14 protein-coding genes and 1 pseudogene are annotated in these 15607 nt (G+C 38.3%); 6 read left to right on the forward strand and 9 right to left on the reverse strand.

The features are described from left to right. The first annotated feature begins 573 nt into the window (after window positions 1-573). Window positions 574-1845 (forward strand): GGDEF domain-containing protein, encoded by a 1272-nt coding sequence (locus B9T24_RS00780; RefSeq protein WP_086164063.1) that lies wholly within the window; start codon window positions 574-576, stop codon window positions 1843-1845. A 451-nt stretch (window positions 1846-2296) separates the two neighbouring features. Next, on the forward strand, window positions 2297-3652 hold the full coding sequence (locus B9T24_RS00790; RefSeq protein ID WP_086164064.1) for a PepSY-associated TM helix domain-containing protein: 1356 nt from the start codon (window positions 2297-2299) through the stop codon (window positions 3650-3652). Window positions 3653-3847: 195 nt separating this feature from the next. On the opposite strand, the pseudogene B9T24_RS00795 reads toward B9T24_RS00790, so the two are convergent. Next, window positions 3848-4396: pseudogene (locus B9T24_RS00795) on the reverse strand (TonB-dependent receptor domain-containing protein); the annotation flags it as partial. A 478-nt stretch (window positions 4397-4874) separates the two neighbouring features. On the opposite strand from B9T24_RS00795, the gene mutS reads away from it, so the two are divergent. The 4 genes from mutS to B9T24_RS00815 all read left to right on the forward strand — a co-directional run bounded on the left by mutS (window position 4875) and on the right by B9T24_RS00815 (window position 9705). Next, window positions 4875-7526 (forward strand): DNA mismatch repair protein MutS, encoded by a 2652-nt coding sequence (gene mutS / locus B9T24_RS00800; RefSeq protein ID WP_086164065.1) that lies wholly within the window; start codon window positions 4875-4877, stop codon window positions 7524-7526. 205 nt (window positions 7527-7731) lie between these two features. Then, a complete protein-coding gene (gene fdxA / locus B9T24_RS00805) occupies window positions 7732-8055 on the forward strand; it encodes a ferredoxin FdxA (RefSeq protein WP_053580096.1) in 324 nt (107 codons plus the stop codon). A gap of 144 nt (window positions 8056-8199) precedes the next feature. Next, the gene (locus B9T24_RS00810) at window positions 8200-8904 is read left to right on the forward strand and encodes a D-Ala-D-Ala carboxypeptidase family metallohydrolase (RefSeq protein ID WP_086164066.1); all 705 of its coding nucleotides are present in this window, start codon (window positions 8200-8202) and stop codon (window positions 8902-8904) included. 135 nt (window positions 8905-9039) lie between these two features. After that, entirely contained in the window at window positions 9040-9705 is a 666-nt protein-coding gene (locus tag B9T24_RS00815; protein WP_086164067.1) for an O-methyltransferase, read from the forward strand. Window positions 9706-9848: 143 nt separating this feature from the next. On the opposite strand, the gene B9T24_RS00820 is transcribed toward B9T24_RS00815, so the two are convergent. From B9T24_RS00820 to B9T24_RS00855, 8 genes are all read right to left on the reverse strand, one after another. Further along, window positions 9849-10691, reverse strand: a complete 843-nt coding sequence (locus B9T24_RS00820) for a universal stress protein (protein ID WP_086164068.1) — start codon at window positions 10689-10691, stop codon at window positions 9849-9851. A 134-nt stretch (window positions 10692-10825) separates the two neighbouring features. Then, the gene (locus B9T24_RS00825) at window positions 10826-11443 is read right to left on the reverse strand and encodes an acyltransferase (RefSeq protein WP_086164069.1); all 618 of its coding nucleotides are present in this window, start codon (window positions 11441-11443) and stop codon (window positions 10826-10828) included. Next, entirely contained in the window at window positions 11436-12035 is a 600-nt protein-coding gene (locus B9T24_RS00830) for an IMPACT family protein (protein ID WP_086164070.1), read from the reverse strand. The genes B9T24_RS00825 and B9T24_RS00830 overlap by 8 nt, the downstream gene beginning before the upstream one ends. 139 nt (window positions 12036-12174) lie before the next feature. Beyond that, the gene (gene lptB / locus B9T24_RS00835) at window positions 12175-12921 is read right to left on the reverse strand and encodes an LPS export ABC transporter ATP-binding protein (RefSeq protein ID WP_004651679.1); all 747 of its coding nucleotides are present in this window, start codon (window positions 12919-12921) and stop codon (window positions 12175-12177) included. Beyond that, on the reverse strand, window positions 12921-13487 hold the full coding sequence (gene lptA, locus B9T24_RS00840) for a lipopolysaccharide transport periplasmic protein LptA (RefSeq protein WP_086164071.1): 567 nt from the start codon (window positions 13485-13487) through the stop codon (window positions 12921-12923). Before lptA ends, lptB begins: the two co-directional genes overlap by 1 nt. Then, on the reverse strand, window positions 13471-14019 hold the full coding sequence (lptC, locus tag B9T24_RS00845) for an LPS export ABC transporter periplasmic protein LptC (protein ID WP_086164072.1): 549 nt from the start codon (window positions 14017-14019) through the stop codon (window positions 13471-13473). Before lptC ends, lptA begins: the two co-directional genes overlap by 17 nt. 40 nt (window positions 14020-14059) lie before the next feature. After that, complete coding sequence (locus tag B9T24_RS00850; protein ID WP_004651676.1) at window positions 14060-14599, reverse strand: KdsC family phosphatase; 540 nt, start codon at window positions 14597-14599, stop codon at window positions 14060-14062. 3 nt (window positions 14600-14602) lie between these two features. Further along, window positions 14603-15580: a KpsF/GutQ family sugar-phosphate isomerase gene (locus B9T24_RS00855; RefSeq protein WP_086164073.1), complete on the reverse strand. Its 978-nt coding sequence runs from the start codon at window positions 15578-15580 to the stop codon at window positions 14603-14605. Between the last annotated feature and the right edge of the window lie 27 nt (window positions 15581-15607).

The raw sequence follows: 15607 nt of genomic DNA on the forward strand, positions 1-15607 counted from the left end.
TGATTGAAACGGAATTTACATTTAATGCCTAAAGACAAGATCAAGATGATCAGGATATTCATTCTTTTGATACAAGAAGCATGTTGCTTTTAAAAGCCAAATAAGGATGCACATTAACTCCAGAATTGGAATTGCACAACCAGAAAATCAATAAAATAATCATCAGAATCGCACATATATTGGCAATCTAAAGACTTTTAAAACACTTACTGAACCATATCGAAAGTGCAGAAATAGCGCTGCTTATTTTCATAAATGGCTATTCTTTCAAGAAAAATTCAATTATATTAGACTTCTTCCATAAGTCATTTTTTGATCAATGCAAATAATTTATAAAGCCGACATTAAAAAATAAACTTTAGGAAATATTGGATTCATAGCTGTGAAATGCTGACATAAAAGCATAAAAATTGAATCAATAAACTGAGGCTGTACTAATTTTAAGAAATTGAATTTTAAACATTTTTTACTTATGCAAGCTATTTATTATATTGATAAGTATATGGTCTTTTAATATAGAATATTTAATAAAAAAATGAACAATCATTTTTTACATGAATAGTGAGAAAATTCATGAAATTAAAAGGGTCTAGTGCATTAAATAGAATGCAAATTGAACAAGTTGCTTCTAGGGGATTAAACTCTGTTCATTTTTCTAAAACACTCGAGCGGATTTACCAAGAACAATACAAAAATGAAGCAGCTTATGAATTTAGATTTCGTGGATTAATTATATTAATTTTGTACTTATTTCTCAGTTTAGGTATTTATCAAACTATTTCTGACCATGACATAATGCAGCAGTGGCTCACCTATTATGCATGGGTCGGAATTATTGTCATCACCGCTTGGATCTTATCTTTTTTTAAAAAATTTAACCAATATTTCGACTATTATACCGGTTTTGGTTCCATGGTCGCGATTGCCATCTCCTTTATCATTATCACCAATATTGGTGATAATCCCAATAATACCGCACAGAATGATGTGTTATTTCATACTGCCATGATGTATGCCGTGGTGATTACTTACAGTTTTGTCGGTATGCGATTTTACACGGCAGTTATTGTATGTTGGATGGGCGGTCTGATTGCGATTTTCATTTCAATCTGGTCAAATCAAGATATTAGCTGGACCTTATTAAATAGAACCTATACCTTTTATAGCTTTTTAGGCATGGCTTTAACCTATGCCATTGACCGCCAACATCGGGAAAATTATTTACAGAACTGTATTATTGAACTGAACCAAATTGAATTAACCCAACAAGCGCAACAATTGGCATTATTATCACAATTAGACTCACTCACAGGTTTGGCTAATCGACGTTATTTGAACGAAGTTCTCGATAAAGAGTGGCGCTATGCGCTAAGACATCAAACACCATTAAGTATATTAATGGTCGATATCGACTTTTTTAAAAACTACAACGATCATCTTGGGCATATCGCAGGTGATCAATGTCTGCAATTGATTGCAGATTCAATACACTCGATTACTGCACGAAGCAATGATCTAGCTGCACGCTATGGTGGAGAAGAATTTTTACTCGTTTTTCCAATGACAGACCAACAGCAAGCTGAAGCACTCACCATACGCCTTTTACAACTCATTGAGGCAGCTGCTATTCCCCATCCATCCAGTCCCATTTCTGAACACGTCACCATTAGTGTAGGAATCGCGACCGTAGTACCGCAAGCGGATCAACAAATCTCGGAACTGATTAACTTAGCCGATCGTGCATTGTATTTCGCCAAAAATGAAGGACGAAACCGTTATCATATTGCTGAACCCTATACCGAAACCACCTCTACAGACACAACAAATAAGCACATTTACCTTTAGATCTTAGCAAGTAAACATTTTATCGTAAGATTAGCCTTACTGTATGCAAAGGCAACTTAGAGTCAATCTTCGGTAATTTGAAACAAGGATCACCCCCTCATCCATCTTTCCCCTATGCACAGGTTACAGAACTTGTTCAGCATCTACGGCAGAAAAAGTAATCTCTCCCAAGTATTCCTTTATCTAAAAAGCTATCAATTTACTCGAATCCATTCAGAATGATACTCAATCACTTGATTTTATTTTCCCTGCACCTCGAAGTGCTAGAATGTGCTCTGATATGCTATGAACAGCGTTGATCAAGCCGATGTATGAACAAAAGCCTAAAAAAATGGCATAGGCTTTGGTCCAAAATGGCTTTATGCTAAATTCTCATAAACACTTACATGTTTATATCTATTTTTATATCAAGTAAGCTTTTCACCTTGGCTCCCTAAAATTGCGTTAGAAAATGAATTTGAACTTTAATTTTTGGCAAGCATTTTTCCGTTTAATACATGTATATGCTGGAATTTTTATTGCTCCATTTATTTTTATTGCCGCACTAACTGGCCTTTTTTATGCCGCCACGCCTCAAATTGAACAGTTGATTTACAGTGAAGTACTATATGTAGATCAAAACCATTCAAAAATTCAGCCTCTGAGTCAACAAATTGAAACAGCTAAACAATCTTTATCATCTACTGCACAGATCACAGAAGTACGTCCATCGGCAGCGCCTAATCAAACAACTCGTGTGATTTTCTCAGACCCGAAGCTAAAGCAAGACAATGAAGCGGTCTTTGTAGATCCCTATACGCTTGAAATTAAAGGTCAATTGGCTGTGTATGGTACAAGTGGCTTATTACCCTTTCGAACAACACTTGACCATCTTCATCGAGATTTATTATTAGGAAATTGGGGACGCTTTTATAGTGAACTAGCAGCAAGTTGGTTAGCCATTTTAATTTTTACAGGTTTATATCAATGGATTAAACATCGTAAAATATTAAAAGACAAGAAAACTAATCACAACAGACTCATTCAAAAACATAGCACGATCGGGTTATTCTTATTTCCACTGCTGCTCTTTATTGCGATTACTGGTCTAACATGGTCTGAATGGGCGGGAGAAAATATTCGTATTCTTCGGCAATCACTGAGTTGGCAAACACCTACATTATTAACATCGCTCAAAGCTGAGAATATGCCAGTAGTTATGATGCATCATGGAGATCATGTTATGACTCCTCACAATCCTACTGCACATATTTCTTCTGAAGCTTTTGATACTGCTTTAGCAATCGCACGGCAGCATGGTATTGATGCGTCTCAAATACAAATCAAGCCACCTTCAGATGTGAACCAAGCATGGACTGTTTCAGAAATTCAGCGGCGCTGGCCGACTCAGGCAGACAGTATTGCCATTGATGTGCAACAGCATCAAGTCTTAGATCAGCTTTATTTCCAAGATTATCCATTGATTGCCAAACTAACGCGTTGGGGCGTTGATGCACATATCGGTATTTTATTTGGCTGGATGAACCAACTCGTTTTAATCATTTATGCACTTGCGCTATGTAGTATGATTATTTATGCATATTTGGCTTGGTACAAACGAACTGATTTAAAACAAACAACCGTGCAACTTACAGAACAAAGCATAATGATTTGGAAGCAGGCTGCAATTAAACAAAAAATAGCGCTATTTTTTGTTTTGAGCATCATGGCAATTCTTTTGCCCATATTTGGGATTAGTATGCTTGTTGCTCTAGTTATCATCATCATTAAGCATGTAACAGCACAAAAAATGATTAAAAAGGCTTAGTTAAAGCGCTATTGTATGGTGACCAGTTGAGAGTACAGTAAGTTTCAGATGCAGGTTTATTCATTTTAGAATGATATGACTGTTAAAATTATATGACTGAATCAACCTTCAATGATGGGGTTTGTGCAACAAAATAGTTCTATCTCAAAAGTTAAAAAATATCCGCAAAATTTACGGATACTTTGATCGCAAAGGTTAATAATTAATCGTATAACTTAAGGCAAAAGTACGACCTTCCGCAGGAATAGCCAATAATGGATTTGCATTGGTTACTGCTGCCTGTTGGGCAAATACTGTTTCCATAAATGGATAACTAATATTGACTTCTGTACCATAAACACGTTGATCGGTATCGACAATATTGACGGAATGGTCTGAATTGAACTGTGCCACTTTATCAGAAGTATTATAAAAACCTGTTAAACCTAAATTTAAACCCTCATCTTGATTTAAGCGCCAACCCAATTCATAGCTATTGACCGTAATCGGTGCAATGCCTGAAGTCGTTAATGTATAAGCAGCAACATCCCGTAGCACACGCTGTACATCGGGATAGCTATAACCTTGTGAGAAATTCGCATAAATTTGTTGAGCATCGGTCAGTTTATAGACTGCACCTAAATTAAATAAGAATTTATCAGAATCTGTCGAATCGGCAGCCATTAAAGTATAAGGTTTACGCGCAGTTAAATAACTGTCTGTGTCTGCCTGAACATATTGATAACGCACTCCTGTTTGAATATTATTTGATGCTTTTTAAGCGTGCTAGATTAAATAGCTGTTTTTTCTAACATTTGATTTTTATGTACTTCAAATGCCATACCAAACTCATGATACAACTCCATAAGCGGTCAAACATAATCTCTAAGAAATGCTTAGGCCACTGTAAAACAACATCCGACTGATTTTGACTTGTTTATACAGTATCTTTGGCTGAACTCAGTTCTGCACCGCCTCTTTTAAAGCGAATGTATTATTTTCACCCATCTATTCCTATTTCCCTTTCTGATTCATTAGATTTTGTTAAAATTCCCCAGTAACGGGCTTTGTTACTTTTAACTTCTGATATAGATCACACATTAGCATTTAAAATTAGGTCTACCAAAAGGTACACTTATGTTTCGGATTCTTTTGATTTACATGAAACACCATAGGTCAAAATAGGACAGCGCATCAAATGCAACTTACTGAAAAAACGTATATATTTAAAGGGCTTTAAGAGATGAATGCTGATAAAACAACACCCGACCTGTCCTCACTAACACCTATGATGCAGCAGTATTTAACGATAAAAATGCAGCATCCACACTCACTCATGTTTTATCGTATGGGTGACTTTTATGAATTATTTTTTGACGATGCACATAAGGCAGCAAAATTACTTGGGATTACCCTCACCCATCGTGGTAAAGCCAATGGCGAACCTATTCCTATGGCAGGCGTTCCCTATCATGCTGCTGAAGGTTATTTAGCGCGACTGGTAAAAAAAGGCGAAACTGTTGTTATTTGTGAACAGCTTGGTGAAGGCGAGAGCGCAGGCACTCGCGGTAAGGCACCTATGGAACGTGGCGTTGTCCGAATTCTTACTCCTGGCACGCTGACCGATGATGCACTCTTAAACAGTCATCAATCGTCTAATTTAGTCGCGCTTTGTATTCAACAAAATCAAATTGGGATTGCACTCCTCGATTTAAGTGCAGGTATTTTTAAAGTCCAACAGCAAAATTTTCAACAAGAACAGCTTGCGATTGAACTATCACGCTTAATGCCAAGTGAAATTTTGGTTGATGAAGATATTGTCGACCCCAATATTATTGAACACATAAAAAAACAACTGGACTGCCCTGTTACAAAACGTCCCAATGTTGATTTCAACATCAATAATGCGCAAAAAACATTATGTGACCAATTTGCGGTATCTACACTTTCTGGTTTTGGTATCGATCATTTACCACTTGCCAAAGCCTCTGCGGCAGCGCTCATTCATTATGCCAAAGAAACACAAAAAACGGCTTTACCACACATTCGCTCAATTCAATTAGAACAAAGCAGTGACTTTATTGCACTTGATCCAGTAACACGTCGTAATCTAGAACTGGTCGAACCTTTATTTGAACACGGTACATCACTGTTTCAACTCATTAATGACTGCCAAACTGCGATGGGGAGTCGTTTACTCAGCCGTACCATCATGCAACCCTTACGAGACACCAAATTACTAGATGCCCGACTCGATGCCACAGCATCTGTGCTCAACGGCTATCATGAATCGCCTATTCGCTTAGTGCTTAAAGACATTAGCGATATTGAACGTGTACTGAGCCGTGTTGCCTTAGGCAGTGCCCGTCCACGTGATTTGGTACAACTGCGTCAAGCCTGTGCACAAATTCCCTTATTACGCCATGCCATTCAACCCATCACGCAAGCGCATCAATCTGGCTTAATTCAACAATTGGATCATGAATTAGGTGATTTTAATGGTCTACACCAACGCTTAATGTCAGCCATTGTTGAACATCCACCGGTATTACTTCGTGATGGCAATGTAATTGCAGAAGGATTTGATAGTGAACTCGATGAACTGCGTAAGATCCGCGATCATGCAGGTCAATTCCTCATCGACTTAGAAATCCAAGAGCGTCAGAACACAGGCGTTTCAACGCTTAAAATTGGTTACAACCGAGTTAGTGGTTACTATATTGAACTGACTCGCGCTCAGGCAGAGCAAGCACCTGACCATTACATTCGTCGCCAAACTTTAAAAAATGCTGAACGCTATATCACACCAGAACTCAAATCTTTTGAAGATAAAGTGTTATCCAGTGAATCTCGTGCCCTTGCACGTGAAAAAATGTTGTTTGAAATTCTTTTGGATGAATTACGTCAAGATATTGGCAATCTACAAATGATGAGTAGCGCGATTGCACAAATTGATATGCTGGCTAACTTTTCCCATCAAGCACGTTTACGCAATTGGTCTCGCCCTGAATTTAGCCCTGAAATTGGGGTAAAAATTATTGCGGGTCGACACCCTGTGGTTGAAGCCTTAAGCAAAACTGCCTTTACACCGAATGATACCAGTTTAGATTTCAACCACCGCATGGCAATTGTGACTGGACCCAATATGGGTGGTAAATCGACCTTTATGCGCCAAACAGCACTGATTAGTTTATTGGCTTATTGCGGATGCTATGTTCCTGCCAAATCTGCTATTTTAGGCCCTATCGATCGTGTTTTCACTCGTATTGGTTCTGCCGATGATTTATCTACAGGTAAATCGACTTTTATGGTTGAAATGACGGAAACGTCTCAAATTCTACACCATGCAACCAATCAATCTTTAGTGTTGATGGATGAAGTTGGACGTGGCACCAGTACCTATGATGGCTTATCCTTAGCATGGGCATGTGTGCTTGACCTCAGTAAGCGGATTAAATGTCTGTGTCTATTTGCCACGCATTATTTTGAACTCACTGAACTTGGCAAAGAATCAGGCATTGATAACTACCATGTCACAGCCAAAGAATTAAATGGCAATTTAATTTTATTGCACAAAGTTCAACATGGTCCAGCAAGTCAAAGTCATGGCTTACAAGTTGCTAAATTGGCAGGTATTCCTGCCAGCGTAATTAAAGAAGCACAAAATCGCTTAAAGATTTTAGAAAAACAGCAACATCTACAACTGAATAAAGCCGTGCAAAATGACTTGTTCAGTGCCACAGATGAACCTGCTGTTGAAGTCATTGAACGTATTATAGAAGTTGAGAAAGATCTACCCGTACTCAATCTATTAAGAGCTTTAGATGTCGACAATCTTTCACCACGTGAGGCGCTACAGCAAATATATGCTTTAAAAGATGCATTAGAAGCATAATTTAAAACTATTTGGTATCAGACAAAGACTCCCGAATAGGAGTCTTTGTCATTTACGCCCTCTATTTAGTCATATATTCAGTTTTTATTAGAATAAACAGCCCTGCATATAACAAATATCAATAAAAGCAATTGTTACTTACATGCTTTTTTGCCTAAAATACAGCAAGAGTAATTAGAACCATATTTTTTAGGTAGCTGTCGCCATGACCTTTGTTGTCACTGAAAATTGTATTAAATGTAAATACCAAGACTGCGTAGAAGTTTGTCCAGTGGATTGTTTCTACGAAGGTCCAAATTTCCTCGTCATTAATCCTGATGAATGTATTGACTGTGCTTTATGTGAACCTGAATGTCCTGCTAACGCTATCTTCTCTGAAGATGAGTTACCAGAAGGTCAAGAAGTCTTTATTGAACTCAATACTGAACTTTCACAAAAGTGGCCAAACATTACACAGATTGGCGACCAACCTGCTGACCGTGAAGAATGGAATGGTAAAACAGACAAGTTGCAATACTTGGAAAAATAACAGTATTTTTAGACCCAAAAAAAGATCAGCAATTGCTGGTCTTTTTTTATACCTAAAACACACATTTGATTGCAATATTTTCAAATTTTATCCTTCAAATTAGATTAAAATAGAGCGAGTGTTTATAAATATTTGATTTCTATAATGAAGCATTTTCTAAAGGGATTACTAGGCTTAAGCTTAGTTCCACTTGTCATGATTGGATGTACCACATCTCATCAGAAAACACCCGATGGGAAACGGATCTTCATTCCACAAGAACGTATTATTATTGAACGTCCAATTCCACCGAAAACCGTTCCTTATGCTTATAACGCATGGGTTGCTATAGGTGAGAATTTACGTCAAGTACGTGAATATGAAACCTTTCTTGAACGTAATGGGGTTGGTAATATTATCCCAAGTTTTGAACTTATGCGTACTGCACGTGATTGGCAAAAATGTGCTCGTTCCCAATATATGATTCCAAACCGAGAATTGTGGAATAACCAAATTTCAACATTGCGTGTATTTAAATATTTAGTGGCAGCAAAAGTATTAACTGATTTTGAAGTAACTTCAGTGTACCGTGATTTACCACTGAATCAGTGTGCTGGTGGTGCAAATTCATCACGTCATTTATTTAACTCTGCAATCGACTTCCGCATTGGCCCTGCATATCCTCAAGCTGAAGATTACGCATTTGTTGAAAATACCAAATTTAAATTATGTCAATTTTGGGCACAACATGGTCAAAGTCTAAATATGGGACTTGGACTATATGCTTCAGGTCAAATCCATATTGATACCCAAGGCTATAGAACTTGGGGGCCTGACCTTTCACGTTATTCATCGATGTGTAATTACTAAAAAGTCGATTCAAATAAAAAAGAGATCTCCAAGATCTCTTTTTTATTGCTAATGTCGTCATAAATCGTAAACGAAAAATTGCACTCTGAATGGAAAAGTTTAAAATGCTTGCATCGCAACCATGGTGACAAAGCTATGCAACAAATGTGGACAGAGATTGATGCCTACATCGATTCACATTTAATTCCAGAAGACCCGATTCTTCTACACACCTTAAAACATACTGAAGATAAAGGTTTTCCAGATCACCTTGCAGTTGCCCCGAATCAAGGCATGCTGCTGCAAATGCTCATTCAAATGAACAACTGTAAGCGCGTACTGGAACTTGGTACTTTTGCAGCTTATAGCACAATGTGGCTTGCACGTGCCCTACCGAAAGATGGTTACGTCTTAACCATTGAAGGTCGAGATACTCATGCAGCGTTGGCTCAAGAAAATATTGATCATGCGAAACTTCCGCCAACGATTGAGCTTAAAGTTGGACGTGCTGCGGATATCCTAAAAGCATTACCCGATAATTTTGAAACTTTCGACTTTATTTTTATTGATGCCGACAAACAGAGTTACCCAGAATATTTAGAATTAAGCTTAAACTTGTCTCATTCAGGAACCATTATTGTGCTAGATAATGTCATCCGTGCAGGTGACATCATCAATGCTGAGAATCACAAACCAAGTATTGAAGGTATTCGTGACATGTTTACCGCTTTACAGAACCATCCTCGGATTTTATCTTCTACCGCCCTACAAACGGTTGGAAGTAAGGGACATGATGGCTTTGCTTTAGCTATAGTGAAATAATTTGACACACAGATCAAAAAACAGCCTAACTGTTTTTTTATTTATTTATTATATATTTACAAACACTGTCCATATAGTTATCCACAAGTTATGCGGATAACTATGTTTAATTATTGATCGCTGCTTTTAAAGCAATATGTTCTCTATTTTACGACCAATAATGGGACAAGTGAATTTCGGAATATACTGGTTGCAACACTTCCCAAAAAGAATTGACGAATTTTACTGTGACTAAACGCACCGAGTAGTATCAACTGTATCCCATGTTCATTTTGATATTCAAGTATATTTTCAGCTACATCACCATAACGATACTCTATCACCACATCAAACCCAGCATCGGTCAAATACTGTGCAGGTTCCTTTAATACTTCTGGATGATCTCCAACATACAGTAAATGACACTGTAACAATTTTAATAAATCACTTTGTGCTACGCGCTTCATCAAATTGATACAGGTTGGCGAATACTCATAAGCAAAAATAAAACGTGTCGGTGGTTTAAAGTTTTCCCCCACCGTCATAACAGTACAGTTTACACCCCGAATAAAGTTCTCAACATTACTCCCAATCGGCTTATTTCGTTCTGCTGCACGCTCACCGACTCGACCAATAATGGCGATATCATCATCTTTAAGCACATTAAAACTTTGTTCTAAAAAGTCGCCTTTTTCTTGAATATGCGAGGCGGTTATATCGTACTTTTGCTGAATCATTTCAGAAATATGGTTCAACAAATTATTACTATAATCCAGTGCGAGTTCACTTTGTTTTTGCTCAAGTTCTGCCAGTTCTTTTAACAACATTGCATTACTTTCAAAACCAATCACGCCACTAATTTCCCCCAAATGATAACTTGCGGGGTAATAGTCTAAAACCTGTAATAACACCAGTTCACGTTGTGTCTGCTTCGCAACCCATGCCGCGGCTTCAGCAACCGCATTCACGCATGGGGAAGAATCAATACATGCGATTACACGTTTCATTTTCGCCTCGCTTGTCGCCCATGAAGGCTTTAAGTCTATTTGTTATTTTTAACTTAGCATAACTATACGTGACTGTGCATGCTTTTATGTAATCAAACTGTTGATATGTAAAGATCTTAATTGTATGAATTGTCTTAATCACGATAACGAATAAATTTTGCAGGATTGCCTGCCACAATAGCCGACTGTTCAATATTTTTGGTCACCATACTGTTCATACCAACAACAGCATGTGCATGAATTGTTACACCATCCTTGACTCCGACATGTGCGCCTAACCAAACATCCTGACCAATCTCGATCCCTTGCGAACGTACCGGTTGTTGATAAATAGGCTGCTCAAGTTCCATACCATGATCAAAAGCATATAAATGGCAATACGCCGCGATACGGACTTGATCATGCAGTTTGATGCCCATGCGCCCACCATCCAAAATACAGTGATGGTTAATTGCGACTTCGCTCCCTATTTCTAAGGGGCCGTGTAAAGTACAGTCTGCGGCAATAAAAGTATTGTCCCCAATAATGATTTTACGTCCAGGTTCGGCAAAAATATGTGCCAATGGTGAAATAAAACAATTCTCACCAATTTCCACTGTTTCCATTTGCATTAAATAGGCTTGATATTCTTTTTGCCATGCTTCAGCCCAGCCCCGATTTTTAGGCTTTAATGACCAATACAGCCAAGGCATATAATTCAAACGATGTTTATGCTGCTCACGATATTTCAACAATGGGTCTTGTTCAGTCATGCTGTGGCTCTTCTAGCATTTTTAATTGTTCACGACCACGTGTCACATCTTGAATTTTTAAGGACAAAGGTTCAATTTGATGAATTTGTAGCAAAGCGATAACTTCTACACCTGTTGCAGTATAGTCTTGTTGAAATTCTATCTGTTGTTGATTCAGTTCGTATTGAAAGATTGCCCATTCATTAAACTGGCAGCTAAAGCTGACTTTTTTCTTTTCAATCAGTTCAATTTTTTCAGCCAGCAATAAACACTGCCCAGCACAACCGCCATAAGCTCGAACTAAGCCCCCTGTGCCCAGTTTAACGCCGCCATACCAACGATTCACTAAAACCAGAATATTGCTTAATTCGTTCCCTTCAATAGTTGCAAGAATAGGTCTGCCCGCAGTTCCTGACGGCTCACCATCATCATTAAAGCGGACATTATGACCAATTTTCCATGCCCAGCATTGATGTGTGGTACTAACGTCCTTACTGATTTCTAAAAAGTCTTTAATATCTTGTTCATTTGCAACAGGAACAGCAAGAGCTTGAAAGCGACTTTTTTTAATCTCTTCTTCAAAAGTCACTTGTGAGGCAATGGTAAATGGCATAAATCTTAAGTTAATAACAACACCACAGCAGTATAGCCTCTTTTCAGCGATTTTTAGAGACAAAAAAACCGCCTATGATAAGACGGTTTTTTGAAAGTGATTTTATCTATGCATTTACAGCATGCTTATGAAGGCTTGATTAAACAGTAAAATCATCACCCAAATAAACTTGGCGTACCGTCTCATTTTCTAAAATTTCTTGTGGTGTTCCTTCCGCAATCACAGCACCCTCGCTGACAATATAAGCACGTTCACAGATGGCTAAGGTTTCTCGTACATTATGATCCGTAATAAGAACCCCGATACCACGATCCTTTAATGTACGAATAATATCTTTAATATCCCCGACAGAAATAGGATCGACCCCAGCAAAAGGTTCATCAAGCAACATAAACTTAGGGTCAGCCGCCAAAGCACGTGCTATTTCTGCACGGCGACGTTCACCACCAGACACACTCATACCCAATGAATCTTTAATATGGGTGATTTTAAAATCAGCCAATAATTCATTTAAGCGTTGCTGACGCTGCTGTTTATTTAAATCTTTACGTGTTTCTAAAATGGCCATAATATTTTCAGAAATGGTTAATTTCCTAAAAATCGAGGCTTCCTGCGGTAAATAACCAATCCCTTTACGGGCGCGCTCATGCATGGCTAAATCAGACAAATCAAGATCATCTAAATGAATCTCGCCTTTGTCCATACGAACTAAACCAACCACCATATAGAAACTTGTGGTTTTACCTGCGCCATTTGGCCCAAGTAACCCAACAATCTGTCCACTTTGCATTTGAAAAGAAACATCTTTAACCACCCATCTTTTACTATAGTTTTTTGCAAGATGTTTAATACAAAGCGTTTGTGGTTGATTGAGCGATTGATCCATTAATCACGTGCTCCTGGGAAAGATTTTGCACCCGATGGTGGAATAACAATTTGAACACGACCTGAAGATGAACCTGAGCTATTTGGCGTACCTGTAGCTTCGACATCACCTTTATTCATACTATATTTCAACGTATTACCACGAATACTCGCACCATTTTGTTGCAACAATGCACTTCCAGATAAGGTAATAATGCCCGTTTCAGCATTATAAATAATCTTTTGTGCCTGCCCTTTGGCTAAGCCTTTGTTCACATCTACTTGTTGTTGAAACCGAGCAGGACCACCTGTCGCAGTAATCGTACTAATTTCTCTTTTTGCATTTAAAGTCGCAACAATCGAAGCTGCTTGTAATTTCATGGTGCCTTGTTCAATGATGACATTACCTGTATAGGTGGTAATACCTGTTTTTTCATTATACGTTGCACGGTCAGCGACCAATGAAATGGGCTGATTTCGGTCAGCAGGAATTGCAAATGCGGTTGCCGATGATAATACAACCAAACCGACTAAAGCTGCTTGCTTAAACAAGGTTTTAGAAAATGTAAGCTTAAGATTTTGGTTCATATTTTCCTCGAATATTAAAAAATTCGTATTGACCGTTATTTAAATTGGCTTTCAAACCTTGGCTCACAAACTCAGCTTGTGGAGATTGCACAATTACTTGTTTATTGGTTTCAATTTCTCGAGTTTTAGGATATCCCGTTAACTCTGTCGTTTGGAACTGCATTTTACCTTGTTGCATCAGCTTAACTGCCAACACATCACCTGACAAAACAATGCGTTCATTATCGTCATAACCATTCGCAACTTTGGCATAAAAAGTGGCATCTACAGCGCCATCTTTATACGTTGAAGCATTCAGATTGGTCAGTTTTGATGTTTGTTTTTGCATGTCTTGCTCAAGACGATCGACTTGAGCACGCACAGCCAAATGACCATTATCATCGGTTTGAGTCAGATTAATTTTTTCAGCGGAATAAGTCATACTCCTTGCTGAATCAACCTCAAGTTTATTACCCTTACCGCTGTAATAGTAGTAACCACCACTTATAGCTGCAATTGCTATAGCAGTTACGTATAAAACTTTTGTATCCATAAGTGTGGTCTTAACTCAAATTAAATGAATTACTTAACTATTAATGTGGGACAGACGTATATTTTTCAAGGAAAACGTCATACGCTCCTTTGGCCATCAAAATCATATCGCAGATTTCACGCACTGCACCACGACCACCCATCGCCTGAGTCACAAGGTCGGCACGGCGACGTACTTCCACATGACCATTTGGAACGGTAACTTTCATGCCCGCAATCGCGAATGCAGAAAGATCTGGCCAATCATCACCCATATACAAACAGTCTTCTGGTGCAATATTCAATTGTGCACATGCTTCGCGTAATGCGATACCTTTGTCTTCACGACCTTGAAAAACCAAGTCTACACCTAAGTCAGACATCCGTTTTTCAACAATATTGCTTTTACGTCCAGTGATGATAATGACTTTAACGCCTGCTTGTTGCACAAGTTTCATGCCCAAACCATCACGGATATCAAATGATTTAATTTCATCACCTGTATTAGTGAGTGTCACAAAACCATCACTTAAAATACCATCGACATCAAGAACCAAAGCTTCAACATGACGCGCTTGTTCCAATAAAATATAAGATGCCATTTATTAATTTACCCCAGCTTGAATCAAGTCATGCATACTAATGACACCAATGACTTGATTAACGTCATCAACAACAACAAATTGATTGATTTTCTTTTCATTCATTCGCTCTAAAGCTTCAACTGCACGAGCTTCTTGCGAAATCGTTAAAGGATTCTTCATCATGACTTCTGAAACAGCCAAATTCACATCAAAACCTTGCTGTTTATCAATTAAACGACGTAAATCTCCGTCGGTAAAAATACCCAGCAGAACATTATTTTGATCCACAATTGTGGTTAAACCTAGACGTTTATTTGAAATTTCGTATAAAACTTGATTCATTGGTGTATCTGGAGATACTTTCGGCAATTCTTCACCTGTATGCATCAAATGCTTAACATGAAGTAATAGACGTTTTCCTAAAGCTCCCGCTGGATGTGACATTGCAAAATCATCCGCAGTAAAACCACGTGCATCCAGTAAAGCAACCGCCAGTGCATCACCTAAAGCCAAGGTTGCAGTGGTACTTGACGTTGGCGCTAAACCTAGTGGGCAAGCTTCTTGAATGTTCCCCAAAGTTAAAGCCACATCGGCATTTTGCGGCATTGGCCCTTTATCATCGCCACTGATGGTAATTAAAGGAATTTCTAAACGCTTAATCAATGGCATGAGCATCATAATTTCATCGCTCTTGCCCGAGTTTGAAATGGCAATAAGTACATCACCATACACCAGCATACCTAAGTCACCATGCCCCGCTTCACCCGGATGCATAAAGAATGATGGCGTACCTGTTGAAGCAAAGGTTGCTGCCATTTTACGACCAATATGCCCCGACTTACCCATTCCCGTAATGACTAAACGCCCTCGGCACTGCAAAATAATTTCACAAGCGTGGCTAAAACGTTCATCAATTTGCGTCGCTAATATTTCTAGGGCTTTTTCTTCTATACGCAAAGTTTCTAATGCAACTTTTTGGAAGTCTATTTGGTTCGGCATATTTTTTGGGTTCAATGTAGGTTTACC

This window comes from Acinetobacter sp. ANC 4654 (assembly GCF_002135425.1).
Taxonomy (GTDB): Bacteria; Pseudomonadota; Gammaproteobacteria; order Pseudomonadales; family Moraxellaceae; genus Acinetobacter; species Acinetobacter kyonggiensis.